This is a genomic window from Streptomyces sp. NPDC090022 (genome assembly GCF_044748145.1).
Taxonomy (GTDB): domain Bacteria; phylum Actinomycetota; class Actinomycetes; order Streptomycetales; family Streptomycetaceae; genus Streptomyces.
Map to the genome: position 1 here is coordinate 172,837 of NZ_JBIVFN010000002.1, position 18,880 is coordinate 191,716.

Annotated in this window: 19 protein-coding genes; 10 read left to right on the top strand and 9 right to left on the bottom strand. The window is 69.2% G+C overall.

The window, feature by feature from the left end; genetic code table 11:
* Nucleotides 1-2 precede the first annotated feature (2 nt).
* The 4 genes from sigM to trxA all read left to right on the top strand — a co-directional run bounded on the left by sigM (nucleotide 3) and on the right by trxA (nucleotide 3,081).
* Nucleotides 3-692, top strand: a complete 690-nt coding sequence (sigM, locus tag ACIPXB_RS05240; protein WP_401444773.1) for an RNA polymerase sigma factor SigM — start codon at nucleotides 3-5, stop codon at nucleotides 690-692.
* A complete protein-coding gene (locus ACIPXB_RS05245; protein WP_401444776.1) occupies nucleotides 689-1,594 on the top strand; it encodes a hypothetical protein in 906 nt (301 codons plus the stop codon). Before sigM ends, ACIPXB_RS05245 begins: the two co-directional genes overlap by 4 nt.
* 127 nt (nucleotides 1,595-1,721) lie before the next feature.
* Complete coding sequence (gene trxB, locus ACIPXB_RS05250; protein ID WP_401444778.1) at nucleotides 1,722-2,681, top strand: thioredoxin-disulfide reductase; 960 nt, start codon at nucleotides 1,722-1,724, stop codon at nucleotides 2,679-2,681.
* A 58-nt stretch (nucleotides 2,682-2,739) separates the two neighbouring features.
* On the top strand, nucleotides 2,740-3,081 hold the full coding sequence (trxA, locus tag ACIPXB_RS05255) for a thioredoxin (protein WP_401444780.1): 342 nt from the start codon (nucleotides 2,740-2,742) through the stop codon (nucleotides 3,079-3,081).
* Nucleotides 3,082-3,196: 115 nt separating this feature from the next.
* On the opposite strand, the gene ACIPXB_RS05260 is transcribed toward trxA, so the two are convergent.
* The 9 genes from ACIPXB_RS05260 to rpmH all read right to left on the bottom strand — a co-directional run bounded on the left by ACIPXB_RS05260 (nucleotide 3,197) and on the right by rpmH (nucleotide 9,560).
* A complete protein-coding gene (locus ACIPXB_RS05260) occupies nucleotides 3,197-3,814 on the bottom strand; it encodes a GNAT family N-acetyltransferase (RefSeq protein ID WP_401444783.1) in 618 nt (205 codons plus the stop codon).
* A gap of 79 nt (nucleotides 3,815-3,893) precedes the next feature.
* Nucleotides 3,894-4,979 (bottom strand): ParB/RepB/Spo0J family partition protein, encoded by a 1,086-nt coding sequence (locus ACIPXB_RS05265; protein WP_401444786.1) that lies wholly within the window; start codon nucleotides 4,977-4,979, stop codon nucleotides 3,894-3,896.
* Nucleotides 4,976-6,058, bottom strand: coding sequence for an AAA family ATPase (locus ACIPXB_RS05270; protein WP_401444788.1), 1,083 nt, complete (start codon nucleotides 6,056-6,058; stop codon nucleotides 4,976-4,978). Before ACIPXB_RS05270 ends, ACIPXB_RS05265 begins: the two co-directional genes overlap by 4 nt.
* Before the next feature lie 229 nt (nucleotides 6,059-6,287).
* Nucleotides 6,288-7,031, bottom strand: a complete 744-nt coding sequence (gene rsmG, locus ACIPXB_RS05275; protein ID WP_401444791.1) for a 16S rRNA (guanine(527)-N(7))-methyltransferase RsmG — start codon at nucleotides 7,029-7,031, stop codon at nucleotides 6,288-6,290.
* An 84-nt stretch (nucleotides 7,032-7,115) separates the two neighbouring features.
* Nucleotides 7,116-7,628, bottom strand: a complete 513-nt coding sequence (locus ACIPXB_RS05280) for a protein jag (protein ID WP_401444794.1) — start codon at nucleotides 7,626-7,628, stop codon at nucleotides 7,116-7,118.
* A gap of 15 nt (nucleotides 7,629-7,643) precedes the next feature.
* Nucleotides 7,644-8,747: a membrane protein insertase YidC gene (yidC, locus tag ACIPXB_RS05285; RefSeq protein WP_401444796.1), complete on the bottom strand. Its 1,104-nt coding sequence runs from the start codon at nucleotides 8,745-8,747 to the stop codon at nucleotides 7,644-7,646.
* Nucleotides 8,748-8,750: 3 nt separating this feature from the next.
* On the bottom strand, nucleotides 8,751-9,032 hold the full coding sequence (gene yidD, locus ACIPXB_RS05290) for a membrane protein insertion efficiency factor YidD (protein WP_076043740.1): 282 nt from the start codon (nucleotides 9,030-9,032) through the stop codon (nucleotides 8,751-8,753).
* Nucleotides 9,029-9,403: a ribonuclease P protein component gene (gene rnpA / locus ACIPXB_RS05295; RefSeq protein ID WP_401444798.1), complete on the bottom strand. Its 375-nt coding sequence runs from the start codon at nucleotides 9,401-9,403 to the stop codon at nucleotides 9,029-9,031. Before rnpA ends, yidD begins: the two co-directional genes overlap by 4 nt.
* Nucleotides 9,404-9,422: 19 nt before the next feature.
* Entirely contained in the window at nucleotides 9,423-9,560 is a 138-nt protein-coding gene (gene rpmH, locus ACIPXB_RS05300; protein WP_125638610.1) for a 50S ribosomal protein L34, read from the bottom strand.
* 397 nt (nucleotides 9,561-9,957) lie between these two features.
* On the opposite strand from rpmH, the gene dnaA reads away from it, so the two are divergent.
* The 6 genes from dnaA to gyrB all read left to right on the top strand — a co-directional run bounded on the left by dnaA (nucleotide 9,958) and on the right by gyrB (nucleotide 18,856).
* Nucleotides 9,958-11,676: a chromosomal replication initiator protein DnaA gene (gene dnaA, locus ACIPXB_RS05305; RefSeq protein ID WP_401444801.1), complete on the top strand. Its 1,719-nt coding sequence runs from the start codon at nucleotides 9,958-9,960 to the stop codon at nucleotides 11,674-11,676.
* An 874-nt stretch (nucleotides 11,677-12,550) separates the two neighbouring features.
* Nucleotides 12,551-13,681 (top strand): DNA polymerase III subunit beta, encoded by a 1,131-nt coding sequence (gene dnaN, locus ACIPXB_RS05310; RefSeq protein ID WP_401445816.1) that lies wholly within the window; start codon nucleotides 12,551-12,553, stop codon nucleotides 13,679-13,681.
* 77 nt (nucleotides 13,682-13,758) lie between these two features.
* A complete protein-coding gene (gene gnd, locus ACIPXB_RS05315; protein ID WP_401445819.1) occupies nucleotides 13,759-14,664 on the top strand; it encodes a phosphogluconate dehydrogenase (NAD(+)-dependent, decarboxylating) in 906 nt (301 codons plus the stop codon).
* Nucleotides 14,665-14,707: 43 nt separating this feature from the next.
* Nucleotides 14,708-15,844, top strand: coding sequence for a DNA replication/repair protein RecF (gene recF / locus ACIPXB_RS05320; protein WP_401444804.1), 1,137 nt, complete (start codon nucleotides 14,708-14,710; stop codon nucleotides 15,842-15,844).
* Nucleotides 15,841-16,386, top strand: a complete 546-nt coding sequence (locus tag ACIPXB_RS05325; RefSeq protein WP_401444808.1) for a DUF721 domain-containing protein — start codon at nucleotides 15,841-15,843, stop codon at nucleotides 16,384-16,386. Before recF ends, ACIPXB_RS05325 begins: the two co-directional genes overlap by 4 nt.
* A gap of 448 nt (nucleotides 16,387-16,834) precedes the next feature.
* Entirely contained in the window at nucleotides 16,835-18,856 is a 2,022-nt protein-coding gene (gene gyrB / locus ACIPXB_RS05330; RefSeq protein WP_401445821.1) for a DNA topoisomerase (ATP-hydrolyzing) subunit B, read from the top strand.
* Nucleotides 18,857-18,880: the final 24 nt, after the last annotated feature.

Here is an 18,880-nt window from a genome sequence, read left to right on the forward strand (position 1 = left end):
TGATGCACGACGCGACGACCGGTGAGGACAGCGACCGGGATCTGCTCGCCCGGCACGTGGCCGGGGACACCGACGCCTTCGGGGAACTCGTACGCCGGCACCGCGACCGGCTGTGGGCCGTCGCCCTGCGCACACTGGGCGACCCCGAGGAGGCCGCCGACGCCGTCCAGGACGCCCTGGTCTCCGCCTACCGGGCCGCTCACACCTTCCGCGGCGAATCGGCCGTCACCACCTGGCTGCACCGCATCACCGTCAACGCCTGCCTCGACCGGGCCCGCAAGGCGGCCTCCCGCAGAACCTCTCCCCTCGACGACACCGAGCGGCTGGAGAGCCTGCTGGAGCCCCATGAGTCCGCCGAGGCTCCCGTCGAGCGCCACGACCTCCACCGGCAGCTCCTGGCCGCCCTGAGCACCCTTCCCGCCGACCAGCGGGCCGCTCTGGTCCTGGTCGACATGCAGGGATACCCCGTCGCCGAAGCCGCGCGGATCCTCGGCGTCCCCACCGGAACCGTCAAGAGCCGATGCGCCCGCGGCCGGGCGAAACTCGTCCCGATGCTCACTCATCTGCGCACGAATGCCGGGGATAAGTCCATGTCGGAGCGGGGAAGGAACCGGTCGCAGGACAATCCCGTCCCACCAGCGGCAGAACCCAGGGACCCAGATGCTGTGAAGGGCGGAGGTGGACGAACGTGAGCCCCACTCCTGGCGCGCCCGGCACGGTCCGGCACCCGGACGTCTCGGAGATCTCCGACCTCGCCGAAGGCCTGCTCTCCCCGACCCGTTCCGCGGAGGTACGCAGCCACCTCACCGACTGCGTGCTGTGCGCGGACGTCCGGACCTCGCTGGAGGAGATCCGGTCCCTGCTCGGCACCCTCCCGGGGCCTGCCCGCATGCCCTCCGACATCGCCGGCCGCATCGATGCCGCCCTGGCCGCCGAAGCCCTCCTGGACGCCACGTCCCCCCGGACCGACGAGGGCGCGACCGGCACCGCGCCCGCTCCTGCGCCCGCTCGCCATGTTTCACGTGAAACGTCGGCGCCCGTCCGTCCCGCCGGACGTCCCCGTGCTGCCACGGGGCCCGGCCGGAAGCGGCGCCAAGCCGTCCTGGCCGGCCTCACGGCGGCTGCCGCCCTCAGCCTCGGGGTCTTCCTCCTCCAGCTCCCCTGGGGCCAGGAGCAGCAGAGCGGCTCGAAGGACGCCGCAGCCTCCGTCCTCACCAGCCCCTCGGACTCCGCGGCGTTCTCCGAAGGCGGCCTCGAGGCCCAGGTACGCGAACTGCTCGGCCCTCCCGCCCAGACCCGCAAGAGCACTCCGGACTCCCAGAACGGCCTCAGCGCCACCGAATCCGGTCCGAGCGAAACCGAACGGCAGGGGAGCGGCATCCCGGGGTGTGTCCAGCAGGGCACCGGGCGTACGGAGGCACCGCTGGCCTCCGAACGAGGGACGTACAAGGGCGTGAACGTCTACCTCGTCGTTCTCCCGCACCCGGGCGACCCCACCCGCGTCGACGCCTATCTCGTGGACTCCGCCTGCGAAAACGCCCCTGCGGCCGCCGCCGGGAAGCTCGTCCTGACGCGCACCTACAACCGGCTCTGAGGGCTGCGGGCGATCACACGGGCAACTGGGGAATGCGCACGCCATAGGATCGGTTGGGTGGGGTGAGAGTCCGCACCGGCCCCCTCCGGTAGGCAGCAGACAGTCCGCAGAGACGAGGAAGAAACCCGTGAGCGACGTCCGAAACGTGATCATCATCGGCTCCGGGCCGGCCGGCTACACCGCCGCCCTGTACACCGCACGCGCTTCGCTCAAGCCCCTGGTCTTCGAGGGCGCCGTCACCGCCGGTGGCGCGCTGATGAACACCACCGACGTCGAGAACTTCCCCGGCTTCCGCGACGGCATCATGGGCCCCGACCTCATGGACAACATGCGCGCCCAGGCCGAGCGCTTCGGCGCCGAGCTGGTCCCCGACGACGTCGTCTCGGTCGACCTCACGGGCGAGATCAAGACCGTCACCGACACCGCCGGTACCGTCCACCGCGCCAAGGCCGTCATCGTGACGACCGGCTCGCAGCACCGCAAGCTCGGCCTTCCCAACGAGGACGCGCTCTCCGGCCGTGGCGTCTCGTGGTGCGCGACCTGCGACGGCTTCTTCTTCAAGGACCAGGACATCGCTGTCATCGGCGGCGGTGACACCGCGATGGAGGAGGCCACCTTCCTCTCGCGGTTCGCCAAGTCCGTCACCATCGTGCACCGCCGCGACAGCCTGCGCGCCTCCAAGGCCATGCAGGACCGCGCCTTCGCCGACCCGAAGATCAAGTTCGCCTGGGACAGCGAGGTTGCCGAGATCCACGGCGACCAGAAGCTCTCCCACCTGACCCTGCGCAACACGAAGACCGGTGAGACCTCCTCGCTCGCCGTGACCGGCCTGTTCATCGCCGTCGGCCACGACCCGCGCACCGAGCTCTTCAAGGGTCAGCTCGAGCTGGACGAGGAGGGCTACCTCAAGGTCGACGCGCCCTCCACCCGTACCAACGTGACCGGCGTGTTCGGTGCGGGCGACGTCGTCGACCACACCTACCGTCAGGCCATCACCGCCGCCGGTACCGGCTGCTCCGCCGCCCTCGACGCCGAGCGTTTCCTCGCCGCCCTCACGGACGCCGAGCACGCCACGGCCACGGTCTGATCGCACCGTCGTCCCATCCCCACACCCCACACCCCGCAGTAAGAAGAAGGAGGCCGCTGTGGCCGGCACCCTGAAGAACGTGACCGATGCGACGTTCGACGAGGACGTCCTGAAGAGCGACAAGCCCGTCCTGGTGGACTTCTGGGCGGAGTGGTGCGGCCCGTGCCGTCAGATCGCCCCGTCCCTGGAGGCCATCGCGGCCGACTACGGCGACGAGATCGAGATCGTCAAGCTCAACATCGACCAGAACCCGGACACGGCCGCCAAGTACGGCGTCATGTCCATCCCGACGCTGAACGTCTACCAGGGCGGCGAGGTCGTCAAGACCATCGTCGGCGCCAAGCCGAAGGCTGCGATCCTCCGTGACCTCGACGGTTTCGTGACCCTCAAGCAGGCCTGACCGCCACACCGTTTCACGTGAAACGGGGCCGCTCCCCGAGAGGGGAGCGGCCCCGTTCGCATGCGCGGAGACCGATCGCCGGGCGCACTCGCGGACGCCCTCAGAGAGGACGCCCTCACAGAGGACGCAGCACCGGCTCCTTGCGGGCCGCGCCCAGCAGCCGGTCCAGCGCCAGCTCGACGTCCTCCTTCCAGGACAAGGTCGAGCGCAGTTCCAGCCTCAGCCGCGGATGCGTGGGATGCGGACGCACCGTCTTGAACCCCACCGCCAAGAGGTGGTCCGCCGGCAGCAGGCAGCGCGGACCGTCCCAGCGGGCGTCTCCGAACGCCTCGATCGCCCGGAACCCCCGGCGCAACAGATCCTTGGCGACCGTCTGCACCATGACCCGGCCCAGCCCCTGTCCCTGATACCCCGGCACGATCAGAGCGGTGATCAGCTGAACGGCGTCCGGTGACACCGGACTCGTCGGGAATGCCGTGGACCGCGGCACGTACGCCGGCGGTGCGTACAGCACGAACCCCACGGCGACATCGTCGACATAGACCACCCGGCCGCAGGATCCCCACTCCAGCAGCACCGCGGAGATCCACGCCTCCTTCTCCAGCTCGGCCCGGCCCGCCTTCACGGCGGCCTCGCCACTGACCGGGTCAAGCTCCCAGAAGACGCAGGACCGGCAACGGCTCGGCAGATCCCGGAGGTTGTCCAGCGTGAGTGGTACCAGCCGACGACCCATGAACGCATCGTATAAGGGCAAGGGGCGGGCCGCACCGGTCAACCACCGGCACGACCCGCCCCGCGGGACGACCCTGGACTCACTCTCCGGCGAGTCCCTGCTCCAGCACCCGGCCCTCGCCCGGCGCCAGCGTGCCCAGGATGCGCTCCAGATCCTCCATCGACGCGAACTCGACGGTGATCTTGCCCTTCTTCTGACCCAGATCCACCTTCACCCGCGTCTCGAACCGGTCCGACAGCCGTGTGGCCAGCTCGCTCAGCGCCGGGGACACCCGGGCACCCGCCCGCGGACCCTTCGGCTTCACCGTGCTGCCCGTCTCGGCCGCCATCAGCGTGACGATCTCCTCGACCGCCCGCACCGACAGCCCCTCGGCCACGATCCGGTGCGCCAGCCGGTCCTGCTCCTCGGTGTCCTTCACCGACAGCAGTGCCCGCGCATGACCCGCCGACAGCACACCCGCGGCAACGCGGCGCTGGACCGGCGCCGACAGGTTCAGCAACCGCAGGGTGTTCGACACCTGCGGACGCGACCGGCCGATCCGGTCCGCCAGCTGATCGTGCGTACAGTTGAAGTCCTGCAGCAGCTGGTCGTACGCCGCGGCTTCCTCCAGCGGGTTCAGCTGAGCCCGGTGCAGGTTCTCCAGGAGTGCATCCAGCAGCAGCTTCTCGTCGTCCGTCGCCCGGATGATCGCTGGAATCCGCTCCAGGCCGGCCTCCCGGCACGCCCGCCACCGACGCTCGCCCATGATGAGCTCGTAGCGGTCGGCGCTCGTCTGCCGCACCACCACCGGTTGCAGCAGACCCACCTCCTGGATGGAGGTGACGAGCTCCGCGAGCGCGTCCTCGTCGAACACCTCACGCGGCTGCCGCGGGTTCGGCGTGATCGCGTCCATCGGCAGTTCGGCAAAGGTCGCCCCCGCCACCGTGTTCGTCTCCGCCGCGGCCTCGGGCTCCGCGACGACCGCCGCGTACTCCGTTTCACGTGAAACATCGGCCTGCGCCAGCGAAGCCAGCTTCGCCGCCGCGATCCCACGCTCCGAGGTCAGTACCGGTACCGCCGACGGAGACGTCGAACCCGCTCCCACCACCGGAGGTGTCTGTTCCTGGGGAGCAGCGGGGATCAGCGCGCCGAGCCCCCGCCCCAGACCCCTACGTCGCTCACTCACTGGATCCCCTCCGCCATGCTCTGCGTGCTGTTCATGCCCGCGCCCTGATGGGCGTTCCGAGCGTCGTACTGGATTCCGGCCCCGCGCAGTGCGATCTCACGCGCCGCCTCCAGGTAGGAGAGGGAGCCACTGGAGCCCGGGTCATAGGTGAGCACCGTCTGCCCGTAGCTCGGAGCCTCCGAGATACGCACCGAGCGCGGGATGCTCGTCCGCAGCACCTCGTCCCCGAAGTGGCTGCGCACCTCCTCGGCGACCTGCGAGGCCAGCCGGGTCCGGCCGTCGTACATGGTCAGCAGAATCGTCGACACATGCAGAGCGGGGTTCAGATGGGCCCGCACCAGATCCACGTTGCGCAGCAGCTGGCCCAGACCCTCCAGCGCGTAGTACTCGCACTGGATCGGGATCAGCACCTCCGCGCCCGCCACCAGAGCGTTGACCGTCAGCAGGCCGAGGGACGGCGGGCAGTCGATCAGGATGTAGTCGAGCGGCTGCTCATAGGCCTGGATCGCCCGCTGGAGCCGGCTCTCGCGCGCCACCAGGGAGACGAGCTCGATCTCCGCACCGGCCAGATCGATGGTGGCCGGCGCACAGAAGAGACCCTCGACGTCCGGCACCGGCTGGACGACCTCCAGCAGCGGCCGGCTCTCCACGAGCACGTCATAGATCGACGGGACCTCGGCGTGATGGTCGATGCCCAGTGCTGTAGAGGCGTTGCCCTGCGGATCGAGGTCGATCACCAGCACACGTGCGCCGTGCAGAGCCAGCGAGGCCGCCACGTTCACGGTCGTCGTCGTCTTGCCGACGCCGCCCTTCTGGTTGGCCACGACCATGATCCGGGTCTGGGCGGGGCGCGGCAGGCCCTCACCCGCACGGCCCAGCGCCTCTACCGCCAGCTGGGCAGCCCGGCCGATAGGGGTGTCGTTGTCCACCGGGGGCGGTGTTTCACGTGAAACATCCTCGCCCGTCGGCTCGGAGCGGGGGCCGGGGACCGGATCGGCCACGGGCCCCGCAAGGTTGGCGTCGGACCGCACGGATTCACTCTCCTCGACATCGGGCTCGCGCTGAACAGAGCCTGCCATGCCTTTGGGGTCGCGAACCAGCGGGGCCCGTACTCCTGTGGATGAATCCACCGATGTGGACAACTCTGTGCCCCCCGCTTCCTTGCGGTGGCGCGGGGACGCAGCCGCACGACCGCGGCTGATGATTCCATGCAGCAGGGAGCGATGTTTCACGTGAAACACGATGCACGGGCACCGTCTTCAGCCCGCTACGACACTCCGAAATCCATACCTATAGGGGCGCATCGGATCAACGGCGACGGCGCGAACGTCCCACCCGGGCCGCCTTAGCCCGCTTGGCGGCGAACCTCACCCCACCGGGGCTCTCCCCGACCTCGACCCGCACCAGCGTCGACAGCGGGTCCACCACACCCTCACCGACCTGGAGCACCGAGGTCTTCACCACACCGAGCTTCGCCAGCGCGACCTTCGCCGCGACCAGCTCCTCCTCGGCAGTGTCCCCCTTCAGCGCCAGCATCTCGCCGTAGGGACGCAGCAGCGGCACACCCCAGCCTGCCAGCCGGTCCAGCGGAGCCACCGCACGTGCGGTCACCACGTGAACGGGCTGGAGCTTGCCCAGCATCTCCTCGGCCCTGCCGCGCACCACGGTCACGTGGTCCAGGCCCAGCAGCTCGACCGCTTCCTGGAGGAAGGTGGTACGCCGCAGCAGCGGTTCCAAGAGCGTGATCTTCAGGTCCGGGCGCACCAGGGCCAGCGGGATACCCGGCAGGCCGGCGCCGGAGCCGACGTCGCACACGGTGACCCCCTCGGGGACCGCCTCCGCCAGCACCGCACAGTTCAGCAGGTGCCGCTCCCACAGCCGGGGCACCTCGCGCGGGCCGATCAGGCCGCGCTTGACCCCGGCGTCCGCCAGCAGCTCCGCGTACCGGACAGCTTCCGGGAAATGCTCACCGAATACCGCCCGCGCCTCCTCGGGCGCCGGGGGAAGCTCTGCTGCTGCCTCCGTCACGGGGACCGTCCTTCCGTACCGCACTGTAACGACTCAGTTGCTAGGGCCAGGCTGACAAACTTCGGCCCCGCCTGCGACACAGGCGGGGCCGACCACACGTTTTCCCGGTCAGGCCGGGAGCACGACGACGAAGCGCTGCGGCTCCTCGCCCTCCGACTCGCTGCGCAGACCGGCGGCGGCCACGGCGTCGTGGACGACCTTGCGCTCGAACGGGGTCATCGGCGCCAGCTTCAGCGGCTCGCCCGAGGCCTTGACGTCGGCCGCGGCCTTGGCACCCACGGCCGCCAGCTCCTCACGCTTCTTGGCACGGAACCCGGCGATGTCCAGCATCAGCCGGCTGCGGTCCCCGGTCTCCCGGTGGACGGCCAGCCGCGTCAGCTCCTGCAGAGCCTCCAGGACCTCGCCGTCACGGCCCACGAGCTTCTGCAGCTCGCGGCTCGACGAGTCACTGATGATCGACACCGCGGCCCGGTCGGCTTCGACATCCATGTCGATGTCGCCGTCCAGATCGGCGATGTCCAGCAGACCCTCGAGGTAGTCGGCCGCGATCTCGCCCTCCTGCTCCAGGCGGGTCAGGGTGTCGCCACCCTCAGCAGCGGCGGAGGTGGTGCCTTCCGTCACGGGATGGACTCCTTCTTACTTCTTGGACGAGGGCTTGGTGGGAGTCTGGCGCTGCGACTTCGACTGCCGCTTCGGCTGCTGCCGCTTGGCGGCACCGCCACTCGCCGCATCCGAATCCGCCGTGGCCTCGGCACTCTTGATCACAGAACCGTCCGCCTGCGCGGCCAGGCCCTGCTTGGTCAGCGCCGTGATGAACTTGCGCTCGTTGTCGTTGCGGTCCGGGCCCTTGGCCACGATCGCGGCGACGACCTTCTTCTTGCCCCGGCTCTTGACCTCACCGTGCGAGGTGACGTGCTTGAGCAGACGCGTCAGGTACTGGTCCTGCGCCTTGCTGCCCGGCGTCGGGTTCTGGTTGATCACGTACATCTGCTGACCCATGGTCCAGACGTTGGTGGTCAGCCAGTACACGAGGACACCGACGGGGAAGTTGATGCCCATGACCGCGAAGATCACGGGGAAGATGTACATCAGCATCTTCTGCTGCTGCATGAACGGCGTCTTGACCGACAGGTCGACGTTCTTCTGCATCAGCTGACGCTGGGTGTAGAACTGCGACAGCGACATCAGGACGATCATGACCGCGGTCACGATCCGGACGTCGGTCAGCGTGGCGCCCAGCGCCTCGACCTTCTCCGGGCTGTCCGTGAACTTGGCGGCGATCGGCGCGCCGAAGATCTTGGCCTCACGGGCACTGTCGACCAGCTGCTGGTTCAGCACACCGATGGTCTCGCCGTTGGCGATGTTCGCGAGCACGTGGTACAGCGCGAAGAAGAACGGCGACTGCGCCAGGATGGGAAGGCACGAGGAGAGCGGGTTGGTACCCGTCTCCTTGTACAGCTTCATCATCTCTTCGGACTGACGCTGCTTGTCGTTCTTGTAGCGCTCCTGGATCGCCTTCATCTTCGGCTGGAGCGCCTGCATGCCACGCGTCGCCTTGATCTGCTTCACGAAGAGCGGGATCAGACAGATGCGGATCAGGACCACCAGGGACACGATGGACAGGCCCCAGGCCCACCCACTGTCCGCTCCGAAGATCGCTCCGTACAGCTTGTGGAACTGGACGATGATCCACGAGACGGGTGTGGTGATAAAGCTGAACAGACTGGCAATCGTGTCCACTAATCAGGCTCCTTGAGCATTGCGAGATCTACGCAACGCACTGCGCAGCTGCTCGTGCCAACGCGGGCGTTTACGGGGTGGGACATGATCCACACCACCCGGCGACCACGGATTGCACCGCAGGATCCGCCAGGCGGTCAGCGCCGTCCCTTTCACCGCACCATGCCGGTCGATGGCCGTGTACCCGTAGTGCGAACACGAGGGGTAGTAGCGGCACACCGGCCCGAGCAGCGGACTGATCGTCCACTGGTACAGCTTGATCAAAGCGAGCAGCGGGTACTTCATCGAGCCACGCCTCCCAGCAGCCGCGTCAGGGCGGCATCCAGGTCCCGGGCCAGGTCGTCATGGCCGGCATCGCCCGCACCGGGCAACGCACGCACCACCACCAGGCTACCGGCGGGCAGCTGGGAGAGCCGCTCCCGCACCAGGTGGCGCAACCGGCGCTTCACCCGGTTACGGACGACCGCAACACCTACGGCCTTGCTGACGACGAAACCCGCACGCGTCGAGGGAACCATGCCCCCCGGCTCGTGCGGGTCCGTTGCACCGCTGGTACGTAGGTGGACGACGAGGAGCGGGCGACCGGCCCGGCGGCCTCGGCGTACCGCGTTCGCGAAGTCCTCGCGCCGCCTCAGCCGATTCTCGGGAGACAGCACGACGTCATGACCTGTCTGATCAGGCGGACAGGCGGGCGCGACCCTTGCCACGGCGGGCGGCGAGAATCGCACGGCCGGCACGGGTACGCATACGCAGGCGGAAGCCGTGCGTCTTGGCGCGACGACGGTTGTTCGGCTGGAAGGTGCGCTTGCTCACTCGGGGGCTCCAGAGACTGAATCGTTGTGGCGGTACGTCGCCTGGCTGTCACCGTGCGCCCACGAGGAACTCGCGTGATCGCCCGAGTGGACACCGCTAAACGATCACGTTCAGTGATCTTCGCCCATCGGTAGGCAGGCGGCAGCAGCCATCGACAACTCGACCTCGTTACGGTACGCGGGACTACGCCATCCGGTCAAACCGAGCCGACCGTGCCCCACACTGTGCACAGGCTGTGGACAACGACTTGAACCGCACCCGTCGGGCTGACTACCGTTGCTCGACCCCGGATTTTTTGTCCCGACCGTCCCAAAGAACCACACATTCGTGGGACCCCTGTGAGAGAGCGTGCTCTGTGGCTGACGTACCTGCCGATCTTGCCGCAGTGTGGCCACGCGTGCTCGAGAAGCTCCTCGGGGAAGGTCAGCAGGGCATCGAGCCCAAGGACAAGCAGTGGATCGAGCGCTGTCAGCCCCTGGCCCTCGTCGCCGACACCGCCCTGCTCGCGGTCCCCAACGAATGGGGCAAGCGCGTCCTCGAGGGCCGGCTGGCACCGCTGATCAGCGACGCCCTCAGCCGGGAGTGCGGACGCCCCATCCGGATCGCGATCACCGTCGACGACTCCGCCGGCGAGCCCGCGCCCCCCGCACCGCCCTCGGCCCCGCAGCGCGACGCCTACGAGCCGTACGGCGGCCAGCGCGGCCACACCGGTCACAACGGCCCCGGCGACGACCAGCTGCCGACCGCCCGTCCCGCCTACCCGGACTACCAGCAGCCGCGCCCGGAGCCCGGCGCCTGGCCGCGCGGCGGCCAGCAGGACGACTACGGCTGGCAGCAGCCCCGGCTCGGCGGCTTCCCCGAGCGCGACCCGTACGCCTCCCCGCAGCCCGGTTACCTCCAGCAGCCGGAACCTTCCGGCTACGACCAGCCGTACGAGCCGCAGGGCGGGTACGACCAGTCCGCGTACGCCAAGCCGTCGTACGACAAGCCGTCGGCCTACGACTCCGCGCCGACCGCCCCCGGCCGTCCCTCGGCGCCGCCCCCGTCGTCCTCGGGCGGCTCCACCTCCGGTCCGCTGGAGCCGACGGCACGGCTGAACCCCAAGTACCTCTTCGACACCTTCGTCATCGGCGCCTCCAACCGCTTCGCGCACGCCGCCGCGGTCGCCGTCGCCGAAGCCCCGGCCAAGGCGTACAACCCGCTCTTCATCTACGGCGAGTCCGGCCTCGGCAAGACCCACCTGCTGCACGCCATCGGGCACTACGCCCGCAGCCTCTACCCGGGCACCCGCGTGCGCTACGTGAGCTCCGAGGAGTTCACCAACGAGTTCATCAACTCCATCCGCGACGGCAAGGGCGACGCGTTCCGCAAGCGCTACCGCGAGATGGACATCCTGTTGGTCGACGACATCCAGTTCCTCGCGAGCAAGGAGTCGACGCAGGAGGAGTTCTTCCACACCTTCAATACGCTCCACAACGCGAACAAGCAGATCGTGCTGTCCTCCGACCGGCCGCCCAAGCAGCTGGTCACCCTCGAGGACCGGCTGCGCAACCGCTTCGAGTGGGGCCTGATCACCGACGTCCAGCCGCCCGAGCTGGAGACCCGTATCGCGATCCTGCGCAAGAAGGCCGTCCAGGAGCAGCTCAACGCCCCGCCGGAGGTCCTGGAGTTCATCGCCTCCCGCATCTCGCGCAACATCCGCGAGCTGGAGGGCGCGCTCATCCGGGTCACCGCCTTCGCCAGTCTCAACCGGCAGCCGGTGGACCTGGGACTGACCGAGGACGTCCTGAGGAACCTGATCCCGGGCGGCGAGGACAGCGCTCCCGAGATCACGGCGACGGACATCATGGCGGCCACGGCGGACTACTTCGGGCTGACCGTGGACGACCTGTGCGGCTCCTCGCGCAGCCGGGTCCTGGTCACGGCCCGCCAGATCGCCATGTACCTGTGCCGGGAGCTGACCGACCTGTCGCTGCCGAAGATCGGCGCGCAGTTCGGCGGCCGCGACCACACCACGGTCATGCACGCGGACCGCAAGATCCGTGCGCTGATGGCCGAACGCCGCTCCATCTACAACCAGGTCACCGAGCTCACCAACCGCATCAAGAACGGCTAGCCGCCGGCCCCAGGGCACGCGCGCGCAGCAGCGTCGAAGGGCGCTCCCGGACGTTTTCGGGAGCGCCCTTCCGCGTATCCGGGACCGTCATACGCCGTCCACCGGGGGCGCATTCATTCGCCCGCGCGCCCCTGACCTGTTCGAATACGCCCCTTCGGAGCCAACTCATCCACAGATTCCCCGACTTTCTTCCGTCCACAGGGTGGGGACTGCGGATCTCACCCACAATTTGTCCACAGGCAAGCCTGTTGAGGGATCATCAGCCCAGCTCACGGGGTTGTGGAACTGTTGGTAAGAATGATCCACAGGCTGTGGACAAATATTTCGTCCACAGGTCTGTCCACGCCTCTGTCCACCGGCTCCCCACAGGTTGCCCGACTCTGTGCACAGGATCCGTGCTGTCCTCCACAGCCTTGTCCACTGTTCGGCAACGACGCGACCCCTCTCACCGCCCGGAGTGAAAGGCGTCACACGACTGTGAACGTTTGGGCTGTGGAGTACCGGGGGAAAGCTGGGGATGCAGCTGTGGAGGATCAGGGGTGTCCTGGGGACGGCCTGTGCAGAAGTTTCTGTTCTCCACAGCACAGCCCTGTTGTCCACCGGTGTCACCCACAGGGGCAGTGGACAAAAAACTGGGCCTGACCTGCGAAAACGAGGTTATCCACCGTTTCCACAGGCCCTACTACTACTCCCATAGACAGTGAGCTCGGTCTTCGTTTTCAAGCGGGCCCTGTGCACAAGTCCGTCGGCACGCTCCCCGACACCTCGCTCCCGACTTGACGGCCAGCCGCACCGAGTGTCGGTGCCGTACGTCAGACTGGTCTCCGGCATTGAGCCGACGACGAAGGCCAGCAATCAGCAGGAGGCGGTTCCGGTGAAGATCCGGGTGGAGCGCGATGTACTCGCGGAGGCGGTGGCGTGGGCGGCCCGTAGCCTCCCGGCCCGGCCGCCGGTGCCCGTCCTCGCGGGCCTGCTCCTGAAGGCCGAGGAGGGCACGCTGAGCCTCTCCGGCTTCGACTACGAGGTCTCGGCCCGCGTCTCGGTCGAGGCGGACGTGGAGGAGGACGGCACCGTCCTCGTCTCCGGCCGGCTGCTCGCCGACATCTGCCGCGCCCTCCCCAACCGCCCGGTGGAGATTTCCACAGACGGTGTACGGGCGACCGTGGTCTGCGGCTCCTCGCGATTCACACTCCACACCCTGCCTGTGGAGGAGTACCCGGCACTGCCGCAGATGCCGACCGCGACCGGCACCGTGCCCGGCGAGGTCTTCGCCTCCGCCGCCGCCCAGGTCGCCATCGCCGCCGGCCGTGACGACACGCTGCCCGTGCTGACCGGTGTCCGCATCGAGATCGAGGGCGACCGCGTCACCCTGGCCTCCACCGACCGCTACCGCTTCGCGGTCCGCGAGTTCCTGTGGAAGCCGGAGAACCCGGAGGCCTCCGCCGTGGCCCTGGTGCCGGCGAAGACGCTCCTGGACACCGCCAAGTCGCTGACCAGCGGTGACACCGTCACCCTGGCGCTGTCGGGCTCCGGCGCGGGCGAGGGCCTGATCGGTTTCGAGGGCGCCGGACGCCGGACGACCACCCGTCTCCTCGAGGGCGACCTGCCGAAGTACCGCACGCTCTTCCCGACCGAGTTCAACTCCGTCGCCGTGATCGAGACCGCCCCCTTCGTCGAGGCCGTCAAGCGCGTGGCCCTGGTCGCCGAGCGGAACACGCCGGTGCGCCTGAGCTTCGAGCAGGGCGTGCTGATCCTGGAGGCCGGTTCCTCCGACGACGCACAGGCTGTGGAAAGGGTCGACGCGGTCCTGGAGGGCGACGACATCTCGATCGCCTTCAACCCGACCTTCCTGCTGGACGGCCTGAGCGCGATCGACTCCCCGGCCGCGCAGCTGTCCTTCACCACCTCGACCAAGCCGGCGCTGCTGAGCGGGCGCCCCGCGGTCGACGCGGAGGCGGACGAGGCCTACAAGTACCTGATCATGCCGGTTCGCCTGTCCGGCTGACGGCGGGCGCCCCCGTGCGGAGCACGGGGAAGGGTGTGCACCCGCGTCCGGGCGTAGGCTCGGACGCGGGTACGAAACTGGTCACACACCTAAGGAACCACCAGATGGAGCTCGGTCTCGTCGGTCTCGGCAAGATGGGCGGCAACATGCGCGAGCGCATCCGCCGCGCAGGCCACACCGTCGTCGGATACGACCGCAATCCGGACGTCGCCGATGTCCACAGCCTGCATGAGCTTGTGGAGAACCTGAAGGGGCCCCGGGTCGTGTGGGTCATGGTCCCCGCGGGCGAGGCCACCCAGTCCACCATCGACGAGCTCGGTGAACTGCTCTCGATCGGCGACATCGTCGTCGACGGCGGCAACTCCCGCTGGACGGACGACGAGAAGCACGCCGAGGAGCTGGCGGCCAAGGGCATCGGCTTCGTCGACTGCGGAGTCTCCGGCGGCGTCTGGGGCCTGGAGAACGGCTACGCGCTGATGTACGGCGGCGCGAAGGACCACGTGTCCCGGGTCCAGCCGATCTTCGACGCGCTCAAGCCCGAGGGCGAGTTCGGCGCCGTACACGCCGGCAAGGTCGGCGCGGGCCACTTCGCGAAGATGGTCCACAACGGCATCGAGTACGCCATGATGCAGGCCTACGCCGAGGGCTGGGAGCTGCTGGAGAAGGTGGACTCGGTCACCGACGTGCGCGAGGTGTTCCGGTCCTGGCAGGAGGGGACGGTCATCCGTTCCTGGCTGCTGGACCTGGCCGTCAACGCGCTGGACGAGGACGAGCACCTCGAGAAGCTCAAGGGCTTCGCCCAGGACTCGGGCGAGGGCCGCTGGACGGTGGAGGCCGCGATCGACCACGCCGTGCCGCTGCCGGCGATCACCGCGTCGCTGTTCGCGCGCTTCGCCTCGCGCCAGGACGACTCGCCGCAGATGAAGATGATCGCCGCGCTGCGCAACCAGTTCGGTGGCCACGCGGTCGAGACGAACAAGTAGTAGTAGGACGAAGGAAGAGCAGCCGGGGGAGGTCGGCGCCGTCATGCACGTTTCGCATCTGTCGCTGGCCGACTTCCGCTCGTACGCCCGGGCCGAGGTTCCCCTCGACCCGGGCGTCACGGCTTTCGTGGGCCCCAACGGCCAGGGCAAGACGAACCTCGTGGAGGCCGTCGGCTATCTGGCGACGCTGGGCAGCCACCGGGTCTCCTCGGACGCCCCGCTGGTCCGGATGGGGGCGGACCGCGCCATCGTCCGGGCGGCGGTGACCCAGGGCGAGCGCCAGCAGCTGGTGGAGCTGGAGCTGAACCCGGGCCGGGCGAACCGGGCCCGCATCAACAGGTCGTCGCAGGTCAGGCCCCGTGACGTCCTGGGGATCGTACGGACGGTGCTGTTCGCCCCCGAGGACCTGGCCCTGGTGAAGGGCGACCCCGGCGAGCGGCGGCGGTTCCTGGACGAGCTGATCACGGCGCGCTCGCCGCGGATGGCCGCGGTGCGCTCCGACTACGAGCGCGTGCTCAAGCAGCGCAACACGCTGCTGAAGTCCGCCGCCATGGCCCGCCGGCACGGCGGGCGGTCCATGGACATGTCGACGCTCGACGTGTGGGACCAGCACCTGGCGCGGGCGGGCGCGGAGCTGCTGGCGCGGCGGCTGGACCTGATCGCCACGCTGCTGCCGCTGGCGGACAAGGCGTACGAGCAGCTGGCGCCCGGCGGCGGTCCGCTGGGCCTGGCGTACCGCAGCTCGGCGGGCGAGCCCGTGGACTCCGGGGCCGCGCAGACGCGCGAGGCGCTCTACGACGTGCTGCTGGCGGCGCTCGCGGAGGCCCGCAAGCAGGAGATCGAGCGGGGCGTGACCCTGGTGGGCCCGCACCGCGACGATCTCGTGCTGCGGCTGGGGGAGCTGCCGGCGAAGGGGTACGCGAGCCACGGCGAGTCCTGGTCGTACGCGCTGGCGCTGCGGCTGGCCTCGTACGAGCTGCTGCGCTCGGAGGGCAGCGAGCCGGTGCTGATCCTCGACGACGTGTTCGCGGAACTGGACGCCCGACGCCGCGAGCGGCTGGCGGAGCTGGTGGCTCCGGGCGAGCAGGTGCTGGTGACGGCGGCGGTGGATGATGACGTTCCGGACGTGTTGGCGGGGGCGCGCTTCGGGGTGTCCGGCGGTGAGGTGACCCGGCTGTGAACGACGGCGACCACGACAAGGGCGGCGGCCCGGAACCGCGCAGGGCACCCGAGCCCTCGGGCGTGGACCTGGCGCGGCAGGCGCTGGCCGCGGCGCGCGAGCAGGCGCGGGCGCGGGGCACCGCCGTGGGCGGGAAGAAGCGGCAGCCGCAGCAGGGCCTGCGCTCGGGCGCGCGGGCTGACGGCCGGGACCCGATGCCGCTGATGGCGGCGCTGGACCGGCTGCGCACGGAGCGCGGCTGGGAGATGCCGATGGCGGTGGCGGGCGTGATGGAGCGCTGGCCGGACATCGTGGGCCCGGAGATCGCCGCGCACTGCGTGCCGGAGCGGTACGAGGACCGGGAGCTGGCCGTGCGCTGCGACTCCTCGGCGTGGGCGGCGCAGCTGAAGCTGCTGGCGCCGCAGCTGGTGGCGCGGCTGAACAAGGAGCTGGGCCAGGGCACGGTCCGGCTGATCAAGGTGCAGGGCCCCGGCGGCCGGCCGCGGTCGTACGGCCCCCTGCGCGCTCCGGGCAGCACGGGCCCGGGCGACATCTGGGGCTAGGCGCCGTCGGGCCGGGGCCCCCGGGCCCGCCAGGCCCCGGATCCGCGGTGTACGGGTCCTGGCCGCCGCCGGTAAGCCGCGGGGCCCCGGCGGTCCTTACGTACGCCCCTCGCAGGGCCCCTTTCAGCCCCGCCGGACCCCGCGTTCCCGGGCCCGGACGCGGGTTCGTCAGTGGTGTCCCTCACGGTTGCGGGCGGTTGACAGGCCGAAGCGCTGGGTGCCCGTGTGAGCCACTTTGAGCCCCGGCCTGAATATGGGGAGTCGGGCGAGGGAGGTTCAGGGCGGCACATGCGGACTCAGGCACCGGCAAACCCCCATTCATGTCAGCGCTACCGGTAGACTGGTGGTAAGTCCCGCCCGCTTGCGGGATCCGCCGAGCAACACAGACAACGCAGATCGACGCGGCCGCTCCCGCCGGCGCACTCGCTGGTCCGGGACACGGGCTGCGCTGTGCCAGAAAGGGCGCTTCGTGGCCGATTCCGGCGACTCCAACGAGAAGAATTACGACGCCAGTGCGATTCAGGTCCTCGAGGGCCTGGACGCGGTCCGCAAGCGGCCGGGTATGTACATCGGCTCGACGGGCGAGCGTGGTCTGCACCACCTCGTCTACGAGGTCGTCGACAACTCGGTCGACGAGGCGCTGGCCGGGCACGCGGACACCATCGACGTGACGATCCTCGCCGACGGCGGGGTGCGGGTGGTCGACAACGGCCGTGGTATCCCGGTCGGCATCGTTCCGTCCGAGGGGAAGCCGGCCCTCGAGGTCGTCCTGACGGTCCTGCACGCGGGCGGCAAGTTCGGTGGCGGCGGCTACGCCGTCTCCGGTGGTCTGCACGGCGTCGGCGTCTCCGTCGTGAACGCGCTGTCGACCAAGGTCGCGGTCGAGGTCAAGACGGACGGGCACCGCTGGACCCAGGACTACAAGCTGGGCGTGCCGACGGCTCCGCTGGCCAAGAACGAGGAGACCGCGGAGACCGGCACCTCGGTCACCTTCTGGGCCGACGGCGACATCTTCGAGACGACCGAGTACTCCTTCGAGACGCTGTCGCGGCGCTTCCAGGAGATGGCCTTCCTGAACAAGGGCCTGACCCTGACGCTGACGGACGAGCGCGAGTCGGCGAAGGCGACGGCGGGCGCCGACGACCCGGAGGCGGACACGGCCGAGCCCCAGGCGCGTACGGTGAAGTACTACTACGAGGGCGGCATCGTCGACTTCGTGAAGTACCTCAACTCGCGCAAGGGCGAGCTGATCCACCCGACCGTCATCGACGTCGAGGCCGAGGACAAGGAGCGCATGCTCTCGGTCGAGATCGCGATGCAGTGGAACTCGCAGTACAGCGAGGGTGTGTACTCCTTCGCCAACACGATCCACACTCACGAGGGCGGTACGCACGAGGAGGGCTTCCGTGCGGCGCTGACGGGTCTGGTGAACCGTTACGCGCGGGACAAGAAGCTGCTGCGCGAGAAGGACGACAACCTCGCGGGCGAGGACATCCGCGAGGGTCTGACGGCGATCATCTCGGTCAAGCTGGGCGAGCCCCAGTTCGAGGGCCAGACGAAGACCAAGCTGGGCAACACCGAGGCCAAGACCTTCGTGCAGAAGGTCGTCCACGAGCACCTGTCCGACTGGCTCGACCGCAACCCCAACGAGGCGGCGGACATCGTCCGCAAGGCGATCCAGGCGGCCACGGCCCGTGTCGCGGCCCGCAAGGCCCGTGACCTGACCCGCCGCAAGGGCCTGCTGGAGAGCGCCTCGCTGCCGGGCAAGCTGTCCGACTGCCAGTCGAACGACCCCACCAAGTGCGAGATCTTCATCGTCGAGGGCGACTCCGCCGGCGGCTCGGCCAAGTCCGGCCGCAACCCGATGTACCAGGCCATCCTGCCGATCCGCGGCAAGATCCTGAACGTCGAGAAGGCGCGCATCGACAAGATCCTCCAGAACACCGAGGTCCAGGCGCTGATCAGCGCCTTCGGCACGGGTGTGCACGAGGACTTCGACATCGAGAAGCTCCGCTATCACAAGATCATCCTGATGGCGGACGCCGACGTCGACGGCCAGCACATCAACACCCTGCTGCTGACCTTCCTCTTCCGCTTCATGCGTCCGCTGGTCGAGGCCGGTCACGTCTACCTCTCCCGCCCGCCGCTCTACAAGATCAAGTGGGGCCGGGACGACTTCGAGTACGCGTACTCGGACCGCGAGCGCGACGCGCTGGTGGAGATGGGCAAGCAGAACGGCAAGCGGATCAAGGAAGACTCGATCCAGCGCTTCAAGGGTCTGGGCGAGATGAACGCCGAGGAGCTGCGCGTGACCACCATGGACGTGGACCACCGCGTGCTCGGCCAGGTCACGCTCGACGACGCGGCGCAGGCCGACGACCTGTTCTCGGTGCTGATGGGTGAGGACGTCGAGGCCCGGCGCTCCTTCATCCAGCGCAACGCCAAGGACGTCCGCTTCCTCGACATCTGAGTCGGCTCTTCACGGCCGCCCGAA

Coding starts and splice junctions, on each gene's coding strand:
- sigM (WP_401444773.1), top strand. CDS start 3: ATGCACGACGCGACGACCGGTGAGGACAGCGACCGGGATCTGCTCGCC.
- ACIPXB_RS05260 (WP_401444783.1), bottom strand. CDS start 3,814: ATGGGTCGTCGGCTGGTACCACTCACGCTGGACAACCTCCGGGATCTG.
- ACIPXB_RS05270 (WP_401444788.1), bottom strand. CDS start 6,058: ATGGCAGGCTCTGTTCAGCGCGAGCCCGATGTCGAGGAGAGTGAATCC.
- yidD (WP_076043740.1), bottom strand. CDS start 9,032: ATGAAGTACCCGCTGCTCGCTTTGATCAAGCTGTACCAGTGGACGATC.
- recF (WP_401444804.1), top strand. CDS start 14,708: ATGCACGTTTCGCATCTGTCGCTGGCCGACTTCCGCTCGTACGCCCGG.